General features: G+C 61.8%; 15 protein-coding genes. 1 reads left to right on the forward strand and 14 read right to left on the reverse strand.

All coding sequences use genetic code 11. The features are described from left to right. Positions 1-74: 74 nt before the first annotated feature. Positions 75-545: a hypothetical protein gene (locus ACSSVH_RS07640; RefSeq protein ID WP_057960322.1), complete on the forward strand. Its 471-nt coding sequence runs from the start codon at positions 75-77 to the stop codon at positions 543-545. 6 nt (positions 546-551) lie between these two features. Here ACSSVH_RS07640 and hemN read toward each other — a convergent pair whose 3' ends face one another. The 14 genes from hemN to ACSSVH_RS07710 all read right to left on the reverse strand — a co-directional run bounded on the left by hemN (position 552) and on the right by ACSSVH_RS07710 (position 13,413). Continuing rightward, entirely contained in the window at positions 552-1,934 is a 1,383-nt protein-coding gene (gene hemN / locus ACSSVH_RS07645; RefSeq protein ID WP_169954211.1) for an oxygen-independent coproporphyrinogen III oxidase, read from the reverse strand. Between the two features lie 102 nt (positions 1,935-2,036). After that, on the reverse strand, positions 2,037-2,720 hold the full coding sequence (locus ACSSVH_RS07650; protein ID WP_492634302.1) for a sulfite exporter TauE/SafE family protein: 684 nt from the start codon (positions 2,718-2,720) through the stop codon (positions 2,037-2,039). Beyond that, a complete protein-coding gene (gene ccoS / locus ACSSVH_RS07655) occupies positions 2,713-2,940 on the reverse strand; it encodes a cbb3-type cytochrome oxidase assembly protein CcoS (RefSeq protein WP_169954209.1) in 228 nt (75 codons plus the stop codon). The genes ACSSVH_RS07650 and ccoS overlap by 8 nt, the downstream gene beginning before the upstream one ends. Positions 2,941-2,962: 22 nt before the next feature. Continuing rightward, complete coding sequence (locus tag ACSSVH_RS07660; RefSeq protein ID WP_492634303.1) at positions 2,963-5,413, reverse strand: heavy metal translocating P-type ATPase; 2,451 nt, start codon at positions 5,411-5,413, stop codon at positions 2,963-2,965. Between the two features lie 114 nt (positions 5,414-5,527). Beyond that, positions 5,528-6,067, reverse strand: a complete 540-nt coding sequence (locus ACSSVH_RS07665) for a FixH family protein (protein ID WP_492634304.1) — start codon at positions 6,065-6,067, stop codon at positions 5,528-5,530. 14 nt (positions 6,068-6,081) lie between these two features. Beyond that, on the reverse strand, positions 6,082-7,497 hold the full coding sequence (gene ccoG / locus ACSSVH_RS07670; RefSeq protein WP_169954207.1) for a cytochrome c oxidase accessory protein CcoG: 1,416 nt from the start codon (positions 7,495-7,497) through the stop codon (positions 6,082-6,084). A 207-nt stretch (positions 7,498-7,704) separates the two neighbouring features. Continuing rightward, a complete protein-coding gene (locus tag ACSSVH_RS07675; RefSeq protein WP_170057744.1) occupies positions 7,705-8,115 on the reverse strand; it encodes a type II toxin-antitoxin system VapC family toxin in 411 nt (136 codons plus the stop codon). Next, positions 8,115-8,369 (reverse strand): type II toxin-antitoxin system Phd/YefM family antitoxin, encoded by a 255-nt coding sequence (locus ACSSVH_RS07680; protein ID WP_169954205.1) that lies wholly within the window; start codon positions 8,367-8,369, stop codon positions 8,115-8,117. Before ACSSVH_RS07680 ends, ACSSVH_RS07675 begins: the two co-directional genes overlap by 1 nt. A 156-nt stretch (positions 8,370-8,525) precedes the next feature. Then, complete coding sequence (gene ccoP / locus ACSSVH_RS07685; RefSeq protein WP_170043329.1) at positions 8,526-9,500, reverse strand: cytochrome-c oxidase, cbb3-type subunit III; 975 nt, start codon at positions 9,498-9,500, stop codon at positions 8,526-8,528. Next, positions 9,497-9,682, reverse strand: coding sequence for a CcoQ/FixQ family Cbb3-type cytochrome c oxidase assembly chaperone (locus tag ACSSVH_RS07690; protein WP_003175465.1), 186 nt, complete (start codon positions 9,680-9,682; stop codon positions 9,497-9,499). The genes ccoP (ACSSVH_RS07685) and ACSSVH_RS07690 overlap by 4 nt, the downstream gene beginning before the upstream one ends. A gap of 5 nt (positions 9,683-9,687) precedes the next feature. Next, positions 9,688-10,296 (reverse strand): cytochrome-c oxidase, cbb3-type subunit II, encoded by a 609-nt coding sequence (gene ccoO / locus ACSSVH_RS07695; protein WP_029300047.1) that lies wholly within the window; start codon positions 10,294-10,296, stop codon positions 9,688-9,690. Next, positions 10,296-11,738: a cytochrome-c oxidase, cbb3-type subunit I gene (ccoN, locus tag ACSSVH_RS07700; protein WP_057439486.1), complete on the reverse strand. Its 1,443-nt coding sequence runs from the start codon at positions 11,736-11,738 to the stop codon at positions 10,296-10,298. The genes ccoO and ccoN overlap by 1 nt, the downstream gene beginning before the upstream one ends. 536 nt (positions 11,739-12,274) lie before the next feature. Then, entirely contained in the window at positions 12,275-13,198 is a 924-nt protein-coding gene (gene ccoP / locus ACSSVH_RS07705; RefSeq protein ID WP_169954203.1) for a cytochrome-c oxidase, cbb3-type subunit III, read from the reverse strand. Then, positions 13,195-13,413 carry a cbb3-type cytochrome oxidase subunit 3 gene (locus ACSSVH_RS07710; protein WP_169954202.1) on the reverse strand — a complete coding sequence of 73 codons (219 nt, stop codon included), beginning with the start codon at positions 13,411-13,413 and terminating at the stop codon, positions 13,195-13,197. Before ACSSVH_RS07710 ends, ccoP (ACSSVH_RS07705) begins: the two co-directional genes overlap by 4 nt. Positions 13,414-13,416: the final 3 nt, after the last annotated feature.

The following is a 13,416-nucleotide window of genomic DNA, read 5'->3' on the forward strand; positions in this document are numbered from 1 at the left end:
ACCGGCAGGGGTATAAAGAATTTTACCCCGCGGCCGATGAACTGCTAACGACCAAGAGCTTGGAGGCTCACGATATGCTTTCCATCGACGGCAATCTCCCGTCCCGCACCACTGTGCCGACGCTGCTTGAACCGAAAAAAACCAGCACCGTGGGCGCCGGTACCGAATCAACGGCGCTGGGTGAAACCCAGCCTGCCGAAGGCGTGAGCGTGACCTTTTCCGGTGCGTCGCTGAAGGCTGCCAGCGCCGAGAAGACCGCCAACGACGATATCGAAGAAAGCGGGCTGGACGAGAACGTGCAGAAACTGCTGAAAATGATTCGCCAGTTGAAGCAGCAGATCGCGGAAAAGATGGCAGAGATGTCGGCGATCATGTCCGACAAGCGCCTCAGCCCGGAGCAGGTCCTGGCGAAACTGAGCGGCGTGCAATCGGCGTTGGGCGGCTTGCAAGCCTCGCTGACCGGCGCCTATGCGTCGTTGAGCGAAGCGATGAAGAACCTGAGCGCCGAAGACGCGGTGAAGGCCGCCTCGTTGATGGCCAAGTAACCCGGCTTAGATCACCCGCGAAAATCGCTGCCTATTCTGTTGCTCCAGATAGGCATCGAACACCATGCACACCGAGCGCACCAGCAGGCGTCCGGCCGGCAGTACCCGAATGCCTTCGGCGTCGAGTTCGATCAGGCCGTCACTGGCCATGGCTTGGAGTTGTGGCCAAAGCTCGGCGAAATAGCCGCGAAAATCCACGGTGAAGGCCTGCTCGATGCTTTCGAAGTCCAGGCTGAAGTGACAGATCAACTGTTGAATCACCGCCCGGCGCAAGCGATCGTCCGCCGTGCAGAGCAGGCCGCGACTGGTGGCCAGTTGCGCCCCCGCCAGGGCGTTCTGGTAGTGATTCAGGTCGCTGCTGTTCTGGCAGTACAGGTCACCAATCTGACTGATGGCCGAAACGCCGAGCCCGATCAAATCGCAGTGACCGTGGGTGGTGTAGCCCTGGAAGTTGCGCTGCAGGGTGGACTCTTCCTGGGCAATGGCCAATTCGTCATCGGGCAGGGCGAAGTGGTCCATGCCGATGTAGTTGTAGCCAGCCGCCGTCAACTGTTCGATGGTTTCCTGCAGCATCTGCAATTTGACGGCGGGGGCCGGCAGGTCTTCGCCGTTGATCCGCCGCTGGGGCAGGAAGCGTTCCGGCAGGTGGGCATAGTTGAACACCGACAGGCGGTCGGGTTGCAGGCTGATGACCTCGGCCACCGTGCGGGCGAAATGCTCCGGGGTCTGCTTGGGCAGGCCGTAGATCAGGTCGATATTGATCGAACGAAACTGCAGGGTGCGCGCCGCATCGATCACCGCGCGGGTTTCTTCCAGGCTTTGCAGGCGATTGACCGCCCGCTGCACTTCGGGGTCCAGGTCCTGCACGCCGATGCTCACGCGGTTGAAGCCCAGTTCACGCAGCAGGCCCATGGTGGCCCAGTCGGCTTCCCGGGGGTCGATCTCGATGCCGTAGTCGCCGGAGTCGTCATCCAGCAGGTTGAAGTGCTGGCGCAGTTGCGCCATCAGTTGGCGCAATTCGTCGTGGCTGAGAAAGGTCGGTGTGCCGCCGCCAAAATGCAGCTGCTGCACCCGTTGGTTGGGGTCCAGATGGCAGGCGACCAGTTGAATCTCTTGTTCCAGGCGTTGCAGGTAGGCCTGGGCGCGACCGCGGTCCTTGGTGATGACTTTGTTGCAGGCGCAGTAGTAGCAAATGTTCGCGCAGAACGGCACGTGCACATACAGCGACAGCGGGCGCACCGCCTTGCGGCTGTCGCGCAGGGCGTGCAGCAGGTCGAAAGTGCCGACCTGGCTGGTGAATTGTACGGCGGTGGGGTAGGAGGTGTAGCGCGGCCCCGCGAGGTCGTAGCGATGAATCAGATCAGTATCCCAACGAATGGCGTCGAGCATGCGGGCGTTCCCCGGATTGGCTAGTGGGCCGAGTCTAGGGGCATGGCCGGGCGGTCATCTTGATTTGTATCAAAGGGGAGCGGCGCTATGCCACATGGCCTTTTAGTGGCCCATCAGCCAGTGCTGATGGGGGCCGGGTAGGGTCCAGATCCCGAACACCATCACCAGCAGGCCGCCCGCCACGCGCACACTGCGCTTGCGCAACAGCGCGGTGACACGCTCCGCCGCCAGACCGGTGGCGAGCAAGACCGGCCAGGTGCCAAGGCCGAAGGCCAGCATTAGCAACCCGCTATCCATCGCATTGCCCTGGCTGGCCGCCCACAACAAGGTGCTGTAGACCAGGCCGCACGGCAACCAACCCCACAGCGCGCCCAGCAGCAAGGCGCGGGGCAGGCTGGACACCGGCAGCAAACGGCTGGCAAACGGCTGGATATGGCGCCACAGGCCGCGGCCGAGGCTTTCGATACGGGTCAGGCCGCTCCACCAGCCGGCCAGGTACAGGCCCATGGTGATCAACAGCAGGCCCGCGAGGATGCGCATGAACATCGCCGCCGGGCTGTTGGCTACGGCCCAGCCGGCCAGGCCAATCAATACGCCGGCGCAGGCATAGCTGAGGATGCGTCCCAGGTTGTACGCCAGCAGCAGGCGAAAGCGCCGGCTGCGTTGCTCCGGGGGGATGGCCAGGGTCAGCGCGCCCATCAGGCCGCCGCACATGCCCAGGCAATGGCCGCCGCCCAGCAGGCCGAGGATCAGCGCAGAAACCAGCAGCGGCGCGAGGTCAAGCATGGGGCGGCGCCGGCTCGTCAGGCTTGGTCGGTGGTTGCGCATGGCTGCTGGCTTCGTCGACAGCGGCCAGGTGCTTGGGGTCCTGGTCGTCGAACAACACGCTGTGGGCCGGCCCGTCGAGGTCGTCATACTGGCCGCTGTCCACCGCCCAGAAGAAGATGTAGATGGCGATGGCGACGATCAGCAGCGCCGCTGGAATCATTACGTAAAGAGCTGGCATCGCTACTCCATGCCCGCGCGGCTCAAGCCGGCAGCGGGCGGGGCTGTGGGGTGGTGCTCGCGGCACTGGCGCGCGGCAGGCGTGTCAGGCGCAGGGCGTTGAGCACCACGGTCAACGAACTGAGGGACATGCCGATCGCAGCCCAGATCGGCGTGATCCAACCGAGGGCGGCGAACGGCAACATCAGGCCATTGTACAGCCCGGCCCACAGCAGGTTTTCAATGATTACCCGGCGCGTGCGCCGGGCCAGGCTGAAGGCTTGCACCAGGGCGTCCAGGCGGTTGGACAACAGCACCGCATCGGCGCTGGTTTTCGCCAGGTCAGTGGCCGAGCCCATGGCCACGCTGATATCTGCGGCGGCCAGTACTGGCACGTCATTCACGCCGTCCCCGAGCATCAGCACCTTGCGGCCTTCCTTGTGCAGTTGTTGCAGCACCTGCAGCTTGTCATCCGGGCGGAGGCCGCCACGGGCTTCATCAATCCCCAGTTCGGCGGCGACACTGGCGACCATCGGCGAGCTGTCACCCGACAGCAACAAGGTACGCCAGCCCCGCGCCTTGCACGCGGCCAACAGCGCAGGAGCATCGCTGCGCAGGCGATCATCCAGGACAAACCAGGCCAGGGCCCCGCCGGTATCGCCCAGCAGCAGCCATTGGCCGGCATCTTGCGGCGAATCGGGAATCCCACAGCCGCTTAACTCACAGACGAAAGCGGGTTGGCCAATGCGCAGCAGGCGTTCGCCGACCCGCCCTTCGAGCCCCAGGCCAGGGGTGCTGAGCACCTCATCAGCTGCCAGCGGCGCGCGGCCAAAGGCCCGGGCAATCGGGTGTTCGGAGCGGTTTTCGAGGGCGGCGGCCAGGGCCAGGGCGAGATCGCTGCTCATGCTGCCCAGCGGCCGGATGGCGCGCAGGGCCAGGCGGCCTTCGGTGAGGGTGCCGGTCTTGTCGAAAATCACTGTGTCGATCTGGTTCAAGCCTTCCAGCACATGGCCACGGGTCAGCAGCAGGCCGAGTTTATGCAGGGTGCCGGTGGCGGCGGTCAAGGCCGTGGGGGTTGCCAGGGACAGGGCGCACGGGCAAGTCGCCACCAGCATCGCCAGGACAATCCAGAATGCTCGCGACGAATCCAGCTCCCACCACAGCAGGCCGATCACAGCGGCGGCGATCAGTGAGCAGAGCAGGAACCATTGCGCGGCGCGGTCGGCGATTTCTGCCAGGCGCGGTTTTTCGGCCTGGGCCCGCTCCAGCAGGCGCACGATGGCCGACAAGCGGGTGTCGTGGCCCAGGGCGCGCACTTGCACGGTCAACGCGCCTTCGACGTTGAGGGTGCCAGCGGTGACGCTATCGCCGGCCTGTCGCGGTTGTGGCAGGTATTCGCCGGTGAGCAGGGACTCGTCGATGCTCGATTGGCCCTCCAGGATCACCCCGTCGGCCGGCAGGATCGCGCCCGGATGCACCAGCACCCGGTCGCCCAGGGCCAGTTCGGTGAGCAGGATGCGTTCGCTCTGGCCATCGCCTTTGAGGCGCAGGCACGAGGCCGGTAGCAGGTTGACCAACTGGGCGGTGGCGGCGGCCGTGCGCTCGCGGGCACGGCGCTCCAGGTAGCGGCCGGCCAGCAGGAACAGGGCGAACATGCCCACGGCATCGAAATACAGCTCGCCCACCCCCGTTATCGCGGTCCAGATCCCCGCGAGGTAAGCGCCGCCGATGGCCAGTGACACCGAGACATCCATGGTCAGGTGGCGAGTGCGCAGGTCGCGCATGGCGCCCTTGAAAAACGGCGCGCAGCTGTAGAACACGATGGGGGTGGTCAAAAACAGCGCGACCCAGCGCAGGATCACGTGCAGCTCGGGGCTCAGGTCGATATTGAATTCCGGCCAGGTGGCCATGGTTGCCATCATCGCCTGGAACCACAGCAGGCCGGCGACGCCGAGTTGGCGCAGGGCCAGGCGGTTTTCGCTGGCCAGTTGTTCGGCGGCGCGGTCGGCTTGATAGGGGTGGGCGGCGTAGCCGATCTGGCGCAGCTCGCTGAGCACCTGGCTCAACGGCAACTGCCCATCGGCCCAGCGCACATGCAGGCGATGGTTGGACAGGTTCAGTCGCGCCTCGGCCACGGCGGGCAGGCTGCGCAGGTGTTTTTCGATCAGCCAGCCGCAGGCGGCGCAACTGATGCCTTCCATCAACAGGGTGGCTTCGGCCAGGTCGCCGTCGTGGCGCACGAAGGGTTTTTGCACATCGGCGCGGTCGTACAGCGCCAGTTCGTCGACCAACTGCACGGGCAGCGCTTCGGGGTTGGCCGAGGCCTCGCTGCGGTGTTGGTAATAGCTTTCCAGCCCGCCTGCGACAATCGCCTCGGCCACCGCCTGGCAACCCGGGCAGCAGAGCTCGCGGGACTCGCCAAGGATCACCGCAGTGAAGCGGCTGCCGGGCGGGACGGGGAGGGCGCAGTGGTAGCAGGGGGTTGGGGTGGTCATGGTTTTGGATCTGTGTGGGCGGGGAGGGCCTCATCGCGGGCAAGCCCGCTCCTACAAGGTTATCGCACACTCCCTGTAGGAGCCGGCTTGCCGGCGATGCGCGAAGCGCGGCTGTCAGTTCTTCAGGTCTTCAGCACCCTGCAACGGCTCGTCACCTAACTTCAAGTCGGTGCCATGGCTGACTTCTTCCTCTTCAAACATGCGCCAGGTCCTGTCGCCTTCGACCCCCAGCAGTTCGACGAAGCGCCGCCCCTCGACCTTGTCGGTCACCTGGCCGATGTACCGCCCCGGCTGGCTCTGGCTGCGGGTGAGCACGACCTTGCGGTCTTTCTCCGGCTGGGTCGGAGAAATCAGGTTCAGCTCCAGAGTAGTCGGCCCGCTGTTGCCGGTGAGGAACAGTTCCACTTCACCGGTCAGTTCATCCAGGTGCAGGGTGGCGCGCATTTGCAGGGTCTGGGCCAGCAGTTCGCGGTCCAGGGAGCGGTTGATGCCTTTGCCGGCCTCGTAGTAGTTGTCGTTGACCAGGTTGTCCGGGTTGTTCACCGCGATGGTCACCATGGACAAGGTCAGCGTCACCGAGCAGGCCAGGATGGCAATGATGATCCAGGGCCAGAGGTGCTTGTACCAGGGGCTTGCGGCAGTTGCTACGGGCATTGTTCTGCTCTCTTTTAACGAATTTGTGGGCCGATGAACCGGCTCTTGGCTTCAACGTGGACGCTGTCATCGTCAGCATCCTTGAGGATGAATTTCACCTCGTTGGTGCTCGATGGCAATTGTTCCGGCGCGCTCGACAGCTCCACCGGCATAGTGAAGATTTCCCCGGCGGCGACCTTGATCTCGCGCTTGCCTTGCAGCTTGAGGTCCGGCAGGCCGCTGGCGTCCAGCACGTAGGTGTGGTCGTGCTGGTCCTTGTTCATGATTTTCAGGCTGTAGACGTTCTCGATCCGCCCTTCGGCGTTTTCGCGGTAGAGCACGCGGTCCTTGCTGACGTCGAAACCCACCAGCGAGCGCATGAAAAACGCCGTGGCTAGCAGGCTGATCATCGCCAGCAGCACCAGCGCATAGCCGATCAGGCGCGGGCGCAACTTGTGGGTCTTTTGCCCCGACAGGTTATGTTCGGTGGTGTAGCTGATCAACCCGCGAGGGTAGTCCATCTTGTCCATGATGGTGTCGCAGGCGTCGATGCAGGCCGCGCAGCCAATGCACTCGATCTGCAGGCCGTCACGGATGTCGATCCCGGTGGGGCAGACCTGCACGCACATGGTGCAGTCGATGCAATCCCCCAGGCCCTGGGCCTTGTAGTCGATGCCTTTCTTGCGTGGGCCACGCACTTCACCACGACGCGGGTCATAGGAGACGATCAGGGTGTCCTTGTCGAACATCACGCTCTGGAAGCGCGCATACGGACACATGTAGATGCACACTTGCTCACGCAGCCAACCGGCGTTGCCGTAGGTGGCGAGGGTGAAGAAGCCGACCCAGAAGTACGACCAGCCATCGGCTTGGCCTGTGAAGAAATCGAAGACCAGTTCGCGGATCGGCGAGAAGTAGCCGACAAAGGTCATGCCGGTAACAAAGCCGATGATCAGCCACAGGCTGTGCTTGCTGAGTTTACGCAGGAACTTGTTGGCGCTCATCGGCGCCTTGTCCAGTTTGATCCGCTGGTTGCGGTCGCCTTCGGTGACCTTTTCGCACCACATGTAGATCCAGGTCCACACGCTTTGCGGGCAGGTGTAGCCGCACCAGATCCGCCCGGCGTACACGGTGATAAAGAACAGGCCAAAGGCCGAAATGATCAGGATGCCCGACAGCAGGATGAAATCCTGGGGCCAGAATGTCGCACCGAAAATGAAGAATTTACGCTCTGGCAGGTTCCACCAGACGGCCTGGTGCCCGCCCCAGTTCAGCCACACCGTACCGAAGTACAGCAGGAACAACCCGGCACCGCCGAGCATCCGCAGATTGCGGAACATCCCGGTGAACGCACGGGTGTAGATTTTCTCCCGCGAGGCGTAGAGATCGACGGTGTCGCTGGTTTTTTTGGCAGGCGGGGTAACGTCATGTACCGGAATCTGGTTGCTCATCATTGCATCCCACGGCAGTGGAGATTTGCCTCGGCCAGTACGTGCCAGCCGGGGTCAAAATAGGGGTCTTGCAGTGGCGTAATGATACGCCTGTAGTACCGATGAACGGGTGCGACCTTTGGTCGCGTTGGGGGAAATCAATTGATGGTGTACGTGACTTGAATCAATTGACAGGATGAGTATGGACGGTTTTTCAGGGCTCGAAGGTCATTCGTCCCATGGGTTGATCAGTGTCACACCGCTGCTTTGGAAGTCGGTGACATTGCGGGTGACCACGGTCAGGCCATGAACCAGAGCGGTTGCGGCGATAAGCGCATCACTTTCGTTGGCACAATCGGGCACATGCAAGCTGGCGCAGCGCAATGCCACGGCAGCGTCAATTGGCAGGATTCTGGCATCGAAGGCCGGCATGACGTGGCGTTTGAGCCAGGTGCGCAAGACCTTGCCCTGCGCGGGGTCACGGCGCTCCATTCGCAGCACCCCCGTCTCCAGTTCCTTCAAGGTAATCGCCGAAATATACATGCGCGGTGCGGCGATGGTTCTGGCCCAGGCCACCACATTTTTGTCGGCTTGGGGTTTGCGTAACTCGGAAATGACGTTGGTATCGAGCAGATACATCAGGAGAGGTCCACGGGTCGGTGTGTAATCACGGCACGCTCGGTTTCAAACTCGATATCCGCCGCTTCGGGCATCACCAACAGGTCAACGATATCGGCGTTGATACCTGTCAATTTTTGGTAGTCCTCAATACTTAGCAGTACATGGGCAGGCTTGCCTCGATCGGTAATAAAAACCGGTCCTTGGCGCGCGGCTTTTTTGGCACCGCTTGTGTCCTGGTTGAATTCGCGGCTGGAGATTGTCGTGATAGTCATGGGGCGCCTCCCAGCGGGATGGGTGAATGTAGTTACGTTACTACTATGCAGTTGCAAGCCACAAGCTTGAAGCTACAAACGGTCGATAGGCTTCACCAGAACCAAAAAAGCCCCGCCAGCATGCGCTGTACGGGGCTTTTTATTGGGGCTTGCAGCTTACTTCTGCTCTTGCTGCTCTTTGTGCGACAGGCTGTAAACATACGCTGCCAGCAAGTGCACCTTGTCGTTACCTTGCAGTTGCTCTTGCGCAGGCATCTGACCCTGGCGGCCGTAACGGATGGTCTGCTGCAGTTGGGCGAAGCTGGAGCCGTAGATGAACGCGCCCGGGTGGGTCAGGTCGGGTGCGCCCATTGCTGGCGTACCCTTGCCGGCCGGTCCGTGGCAGGCCACGCAGTTGGCGGCGAAGAGTTTCTCGCCGTTGGCCACGTCGGCCTTGGCGCCTTCCGGCAGCTTGCGGCCATCGAGGTTGGTCAGCACGAAGCCGGCCACGTCAGCCACGCCTTGTTCGCCGATGACTTCAGCCCAGCCCGGCATCACTGCATGGCGGCCGGCCATGATGGTGGCCTTGATGGTTTCCGGCTCGCCGCCCCAGCGCCAGTCGGCGTCGGTCAGGTTGGGAAAGCCGTAGGCACCCTTGGCGTCGGAACCGTGGCAGACCGAGCAGTTGGAGGCGAACAGGCGGCCCCCCATCTTCAGGGCTTGCGGGTCCTTGGCCACTTCTTCAATAGGCATGGCCGCGAATTTGGCGAAGATCGGCCCGAACTTGGCGTCCGAGCGCGCCATTTCCTTTTCCCACTCGTGCACGCCAGTCCAGCCGCTCTGGCCGTTGGCGAATGGGGTTTGCTTGTCGTTATCGAGGTAGGCATAGCCCGGCAGCAGGCCTTTCCAGTTGCCCAGGCCCGGGTACAGCACCAGGTAGCCCAGGGCAAACACGATGGTGCCGACGAACAACATGAACCACCACTTTGGCAGTGGGTTGTCGTATTCCTCGATGCCATCGAACGAGTGGCCAACCGTCTCGTCCGTTTGTTCGGCGCGCTGGCCCTTGCGGGTCGACAGCAGCAGCCAGGTCAGGGCAAAAATGGTACCCAGACTGAGGACTGTGACGTACAGACTCCAGAACGTAGTCATTCTTTGTTACTCCTAGAAGCTTGCTCGACGTGCTTGATGGCTTCGGGATCATCCGCAAAAGGCAGCAAGGTCGCGTCTTCAAACTCTGACTTGCGCTTGGGGCTGAACACCCACAACGCCAGGCCTATAAAGGCCACCATCACGACAACGGTGCCCAGGCCTCGAATCATCCCGATATCCATTCAGATCACCGTTTGCTTTTGATGATGGTGCCCAGGCCTTGCAGGTAGGCCACCAGCGCGTCCATTTCGGTCTTGCCCTTGACGGCTGCCTGGGCACCGGCGATGTCTTCGTCGGTGTAAGGCACGCCGAGGGTGCGCAAGACTTCCATTTTCTTGGCCGTGTCTTTGCCGTCGAGCTTGTTTTCCACGAGGAACGGGTACGCCGGCATTTTCGACTCGGGCACCACGTTGCGCGGGTTGTACAAGTGCGCACGCTGCCAGTCATCGGAGTAACGACCACCCACGCGGGCCAGGTCCGGACCGGTACGCTTGGAGCCCCACAGGAACGGGTGGTCCCACACGCTTTCGCCGGCGACCGAGTAGTGGCCATAGCGTTCGGTTTCAGCACGGAACGGGCGGATCATCTGCGAGTGGCAGCCGACACAGCCGTTGGCGATGTACACATCGCGACCTTCCAGTTCAAGGGCGGTACGTGGCTTCATGCCTTCGACCGGCTTGTTGGTGACGTCCTGGAAAAACAGCGGAACGATCTGGGTCAGGCCGCCGATACTCACGGCGATGACCATGAAGAAGGCCAGCAGGCCGATATTCTTCTCGACTACTTCATGCTTCATCAGTGAGCTCCCACGACGGCGATCTTGGTGGCGGCTTCAGCCTCTACAGGGTTGGAGGCACGCACGGTGCGCCACACGTTGTAGGCCATGAACAGCATGCCGCTGGCAAAGAACGCACCACCGAGGGCACGGACGATGAAACCAGGATGGCTGGCTTGCAGCGCTTCGACGAAGGAGTAGGTGAGGGTGCCGTCGTCGTTGATCGCACGCCACATCAGGCCCTGGGTGATGCCGTTGACCCACATCGAGGCGATGTAGAGCACGGTGCCGATGGTGGCCAGCCAGAAGTGGGTATTGATCAGGCTGGTGCTGTGCATCTGCGCCCGGCCATAGAGCTTGGGAATCATGTGATACAGCGCGCCGATGGAGATCATCGCTACCCAGCCGAGGGCGCCGGCGTGGACGTGGCCGATGGTCCAGTCGGTGTAGTGGGACAGCGAGTTGACCGTCTTGATGGCCATCATCGGCCCTTCGAAGGTCGACATGCCGTAGAACGCCAGCGATACCACCAAAAAGCGCAGGATCGGGTCAGTGCGCAGCTTATGCCAGGCGCCCGACAGGGTCATCATGCCGTTGATCATGCCGCCCCAGCTCGGAGCCAGCAGGATGATCGACATGGCCATGCCCAGGGACTGTGCCCAATCTGGCAGTGCGGTGTAGTGCAGGTGGTGCGGACCGGCCCAGATATACAGGGTGATCAGCGCCCAGAAGTGCACGATGGACAGGCGATAGGAGTAGATCGGACGCTCGGCCTGTTTCGGCACGAAGTAGTACATCATCCCCAAAAAGCCGGTGGTCAGGAAGAACCCTACGGCGTTGTGGCCGTACCACCACTGGATCATCGCATCGGTCGCACCGGCGTAGGCCGAGTAGGACTTGAAGAAACTCACCGGCAGGGACGCGTGGTTGACGATGTGCAGCATCGCCGTCACGACGATGAATGCGCCGTAGAACCAGTTGCCGACATAGATGTGCTTGGTCTTGCGCTTGACGATGGTGCCAAAGAACACAATGCCGTAGGTCACCCAGACGATCGCCAGAAGGATGGCAAGGGGCCATTCCAATTCCGCGTATTCCTTGGTGGTGGTGAAGCCCATTGGCAGGGTGATGATGGCGCCGACAATCACCGCTTGCCATCCCCAGAAGGTGAAGGCGGCGAGACCATCGGAAATCAGTCGCGTCTGGCAGGTTCGCTGCACGACATAGTAGGAAGTGGCAAACAGTGCACATCCGCCGAAGGCGAAGATCACCAGGTTGGTGTGCAGTGGGCGTAGGCGTCCAAACGTCGTCCATGGCAGGTCGAAGTTCAACTCCGGCCAGACCAGTTGCGAGGCGATGAAGACACCGAGCCCCATGCCAAGGATCCCCCAGACCACCGTCATGATGGCGAACTGGCGGACTACCTTATAGTTATAAGCAGTCGGACTGATTGCTGTGCTCATTCTAAGGTTCCACGGTTTAGGTGTTTTATTAGGATAAAAATCGGTCGCAAGTATGGAGAAAGCGAGGTGCCATTGCAACGTAACGCTGACCTGCGTCAATGCTTTACAAACCAGATTCTGCGCCCTTTCCATGTTTGGCGTAAGGACAAAATCAAAAATGAAAAGCTGACGGGTTGGACAGGAATTTTGAGGGGGCGCAGGTACTTGTAGCGAGGTATGTACAAACAAGCTGGCTAAGTGACGAATGGTCAATGGCACGACAGCCGGTAACTGCCAGCCTTTGCGCCTGTCACCCTGCTGGAGTGTCTGACTCATCGAGTGCAAGTCTAGCTGCGACCGATCAACGCCGGCCCACTGTGGAAACAAGCGTAGACCCGAATGGCGAGAGGGGAAAGGTGTGCTTTAGAAGGGTGTGACAATCTGGCGCAGGGCGCAGTGGTTAGTAGCAAGCTGCAAGGGGCAGGTTTGGAGCGGGGAGAGGGAGGGCTGCAAGAGCCGAGTTGAGAACTCTTCTCTTGCAGCGTGTAGCTTGAAGCTTACTTCTGCTCTTTCTGCGACAGGCTGTAGACGTAGGCCGCCAGCAGGTGGACCTTGTCGTTGCCTTGCAGGGCTTCCTGCGCCGGCATCTGGCCCTGGCGGCCGTGACGGATGGTCTGCTGCAACTGCGCAAGGCTGGTGCCGTAGATGAAACCGGCAGGCTGCGTCAGGTTTGGCGCGCCCATGGCTTCAACGCCGTGGCCTTCTGGGCCGTGGCAGGCCACGCAGGTGGTGTCGAACGCTTGCTTGCCAGCAGCCAGGTCGACCTTGCTGTCAGCCGGCAGCGGCAACTTGGCCAGGTCGTGGCGTACATAGGCCGCGACGTTTTTCACCCCGTCCTCGCCTAGCACTTCACCCCAGGCCGGCATGGCGGCGTGGCGCCCGTTCATGATGGTCAGCTTGATCGCGTCTGCCGAACCGCCCCAGCGCCAGTTGTCGTCCGCCAGGTTCGGGAAGCCGTAGGCGCCCTTGGCATCGGAGCCGTGGCACACCGCGCAGTTGGAGGCAAACAGGCGGCCGCCCATTTTCAACGCTTGCGGGTCCTTGGCTACTTCTTCCACGGGCATGGCTGCGAATTTGGCGAAGATCGGCCCGAACTTGGCGTCGGCCTTGGCCATTTCCTTGTCCCATTCCTTGGTCTGGGTCCAGCCGTCTTCATAGCCCGGCAACACGCCTTTCCAGTTGCCCAGGCCCGGATAGAGGATCAGGTAGCCGACGGCAAACACCAGGGTGCCGGCGAACAACATGAACCACCACTGGGGCAGGGGGTTGTCGTACTCCTCAATCCCGTCGAAGGCGTGGCCCATGGTCTGGTCGACGCTGCCCTTGGTCTCGCCCTTGCGGGTGCCGAACAGCAGCCAGGTCAAGCCGATCAGGCTGCCGAGGGTCAGTACACAGATCCATGTACTCCAAAAGGTAGTCATGGCCGAATGCTCCTTGTTACAGGCTCTTCTTGAGCGTCGGATGGGGTGTCGATGGCGTCAGGCTTAGGCTCATCGGCAAATGGCAGCAGGCAGGCCTCGGCGAACTCCGGGTTGCGCTTGGAGTTGAACACCCACAGCGACAGGCCGATGAAGGCAATTGCCACCACCAGGGTGCCGAGGCCGCGGATCATTCCGGTATCCAGTTCAAAACCCATGGT

It is taken from the genome of Pseudomonas sp. HC1(2025) (assembly GCF_058742075.1).

Excerpts from the sequence above, each read along its gene's own strand:
- ACSSVH_RS07640 (WP_057960322.1), top strand. The coding sequence starts at position 75 with ATGCTTTCCATCGACGGCAATCTCCCGTCCCGCACCACTGTGCCGACG.
- hemN (WP_169954211.1), bottom strand. The coding sequence starts at position 1,934 with ATGCTCGACGCCATTCGTTGGGATACTGATCTGATTCATCGCTACGAC.
- ACSSVH_RS07650 (WP_492634302.1), bottom strand. The coding sequence starts at position 2,720 with ATGCTTGACCTCGCGCCGCTGCTGGTTTCTGCGCTGATCCTCGGCCTG.
- ccoS (WP_169954209.1), bottom strand. The coding sequence starts at position 2,940 with ATGCCAGCTCTTTACGTAATGATTCCAGCGGCGCTGCTGATCGTCGCC.
- ACSSVH_RS07660 (WP_492634303.1), bottom strand. The coding sequence starts at position 5,413 with ATGACCACCCCAACCCCCTGCTACCACTGCGCCCTCCCCGTCCCGCCC.
- ACSSVH_RS07665 (WP_492634304.1), bottom strand. The coding sequence starts at position 6,067 with ATGCCCGTAGCAACTGCCGCAAGCCCCTGGTACAAGCACCTCTGGCCC.
- ccoG (WP_169954207.1), bottom strand. The coding sequence starts at position 7,497 with ATGAGCAACCAGATTCCGGTACATGACGTTACCCCGCCTGCCAAAAAA.
- ACSSVH_RS07675 (WP_170057744.1), bottom strand. The coding sequence starts at position 8,115 with ATGTATCTGCTCGATACCAACGTCATTTCCGAGTTACGCAAACCCCAA.
- ACSSVH_RS07680 (WP_169954205.1), bottom strand. The coding sequence starts at position 8,369 with ATGACTATCACGACAATCTCCAGCCGCGAATTCAACCAGGACACAAGC.
- ccoP (WP_170043329.1), bottom strand. The coding sequence starts at position 9,500 with ATGACTACGTTCTGGAGTCTGTACGTCACAGTCCTCAGTCTGGGTACC.
- ACSSVH_RS07690 (WP_003175465.1), bottom strand. The coding sequence starts at position 9,682 with ATGGATATCGGGATGATTCGAGGCCTGGGCACCGTTGTCGTGATGGTG.
- ccoO (WP_029300047.1), bottom strand. The coding sequence starts at position 10,296 with ATGAAGCATGAAGTAGTCGAGAAGAATATCGGCCTGCTGGCCTTCTTC.
- ccoN (WP_057439486.1), bottom strand. The coding sequence starts at position 11,738 with ATGAGCACAGCAATCAGTCCGACTGCTTATAACTATAAGGTAGTCCGC.
- ccoP (WP_169954203.1), bottom strand. The coding sequence starts at position 13,198 with ATGACTACCTTTTGGAGTACATGGATCTGTGTACTGACCCTCGGCAGC.
- ACSSVH_RS07710 (WP_169954202.1), bottom strand. The coding sequence starts at position 13,413 with ATGGGTTTTGAACTGGATACCGGAATGATCCGCGGCCTCGGCACCCTG.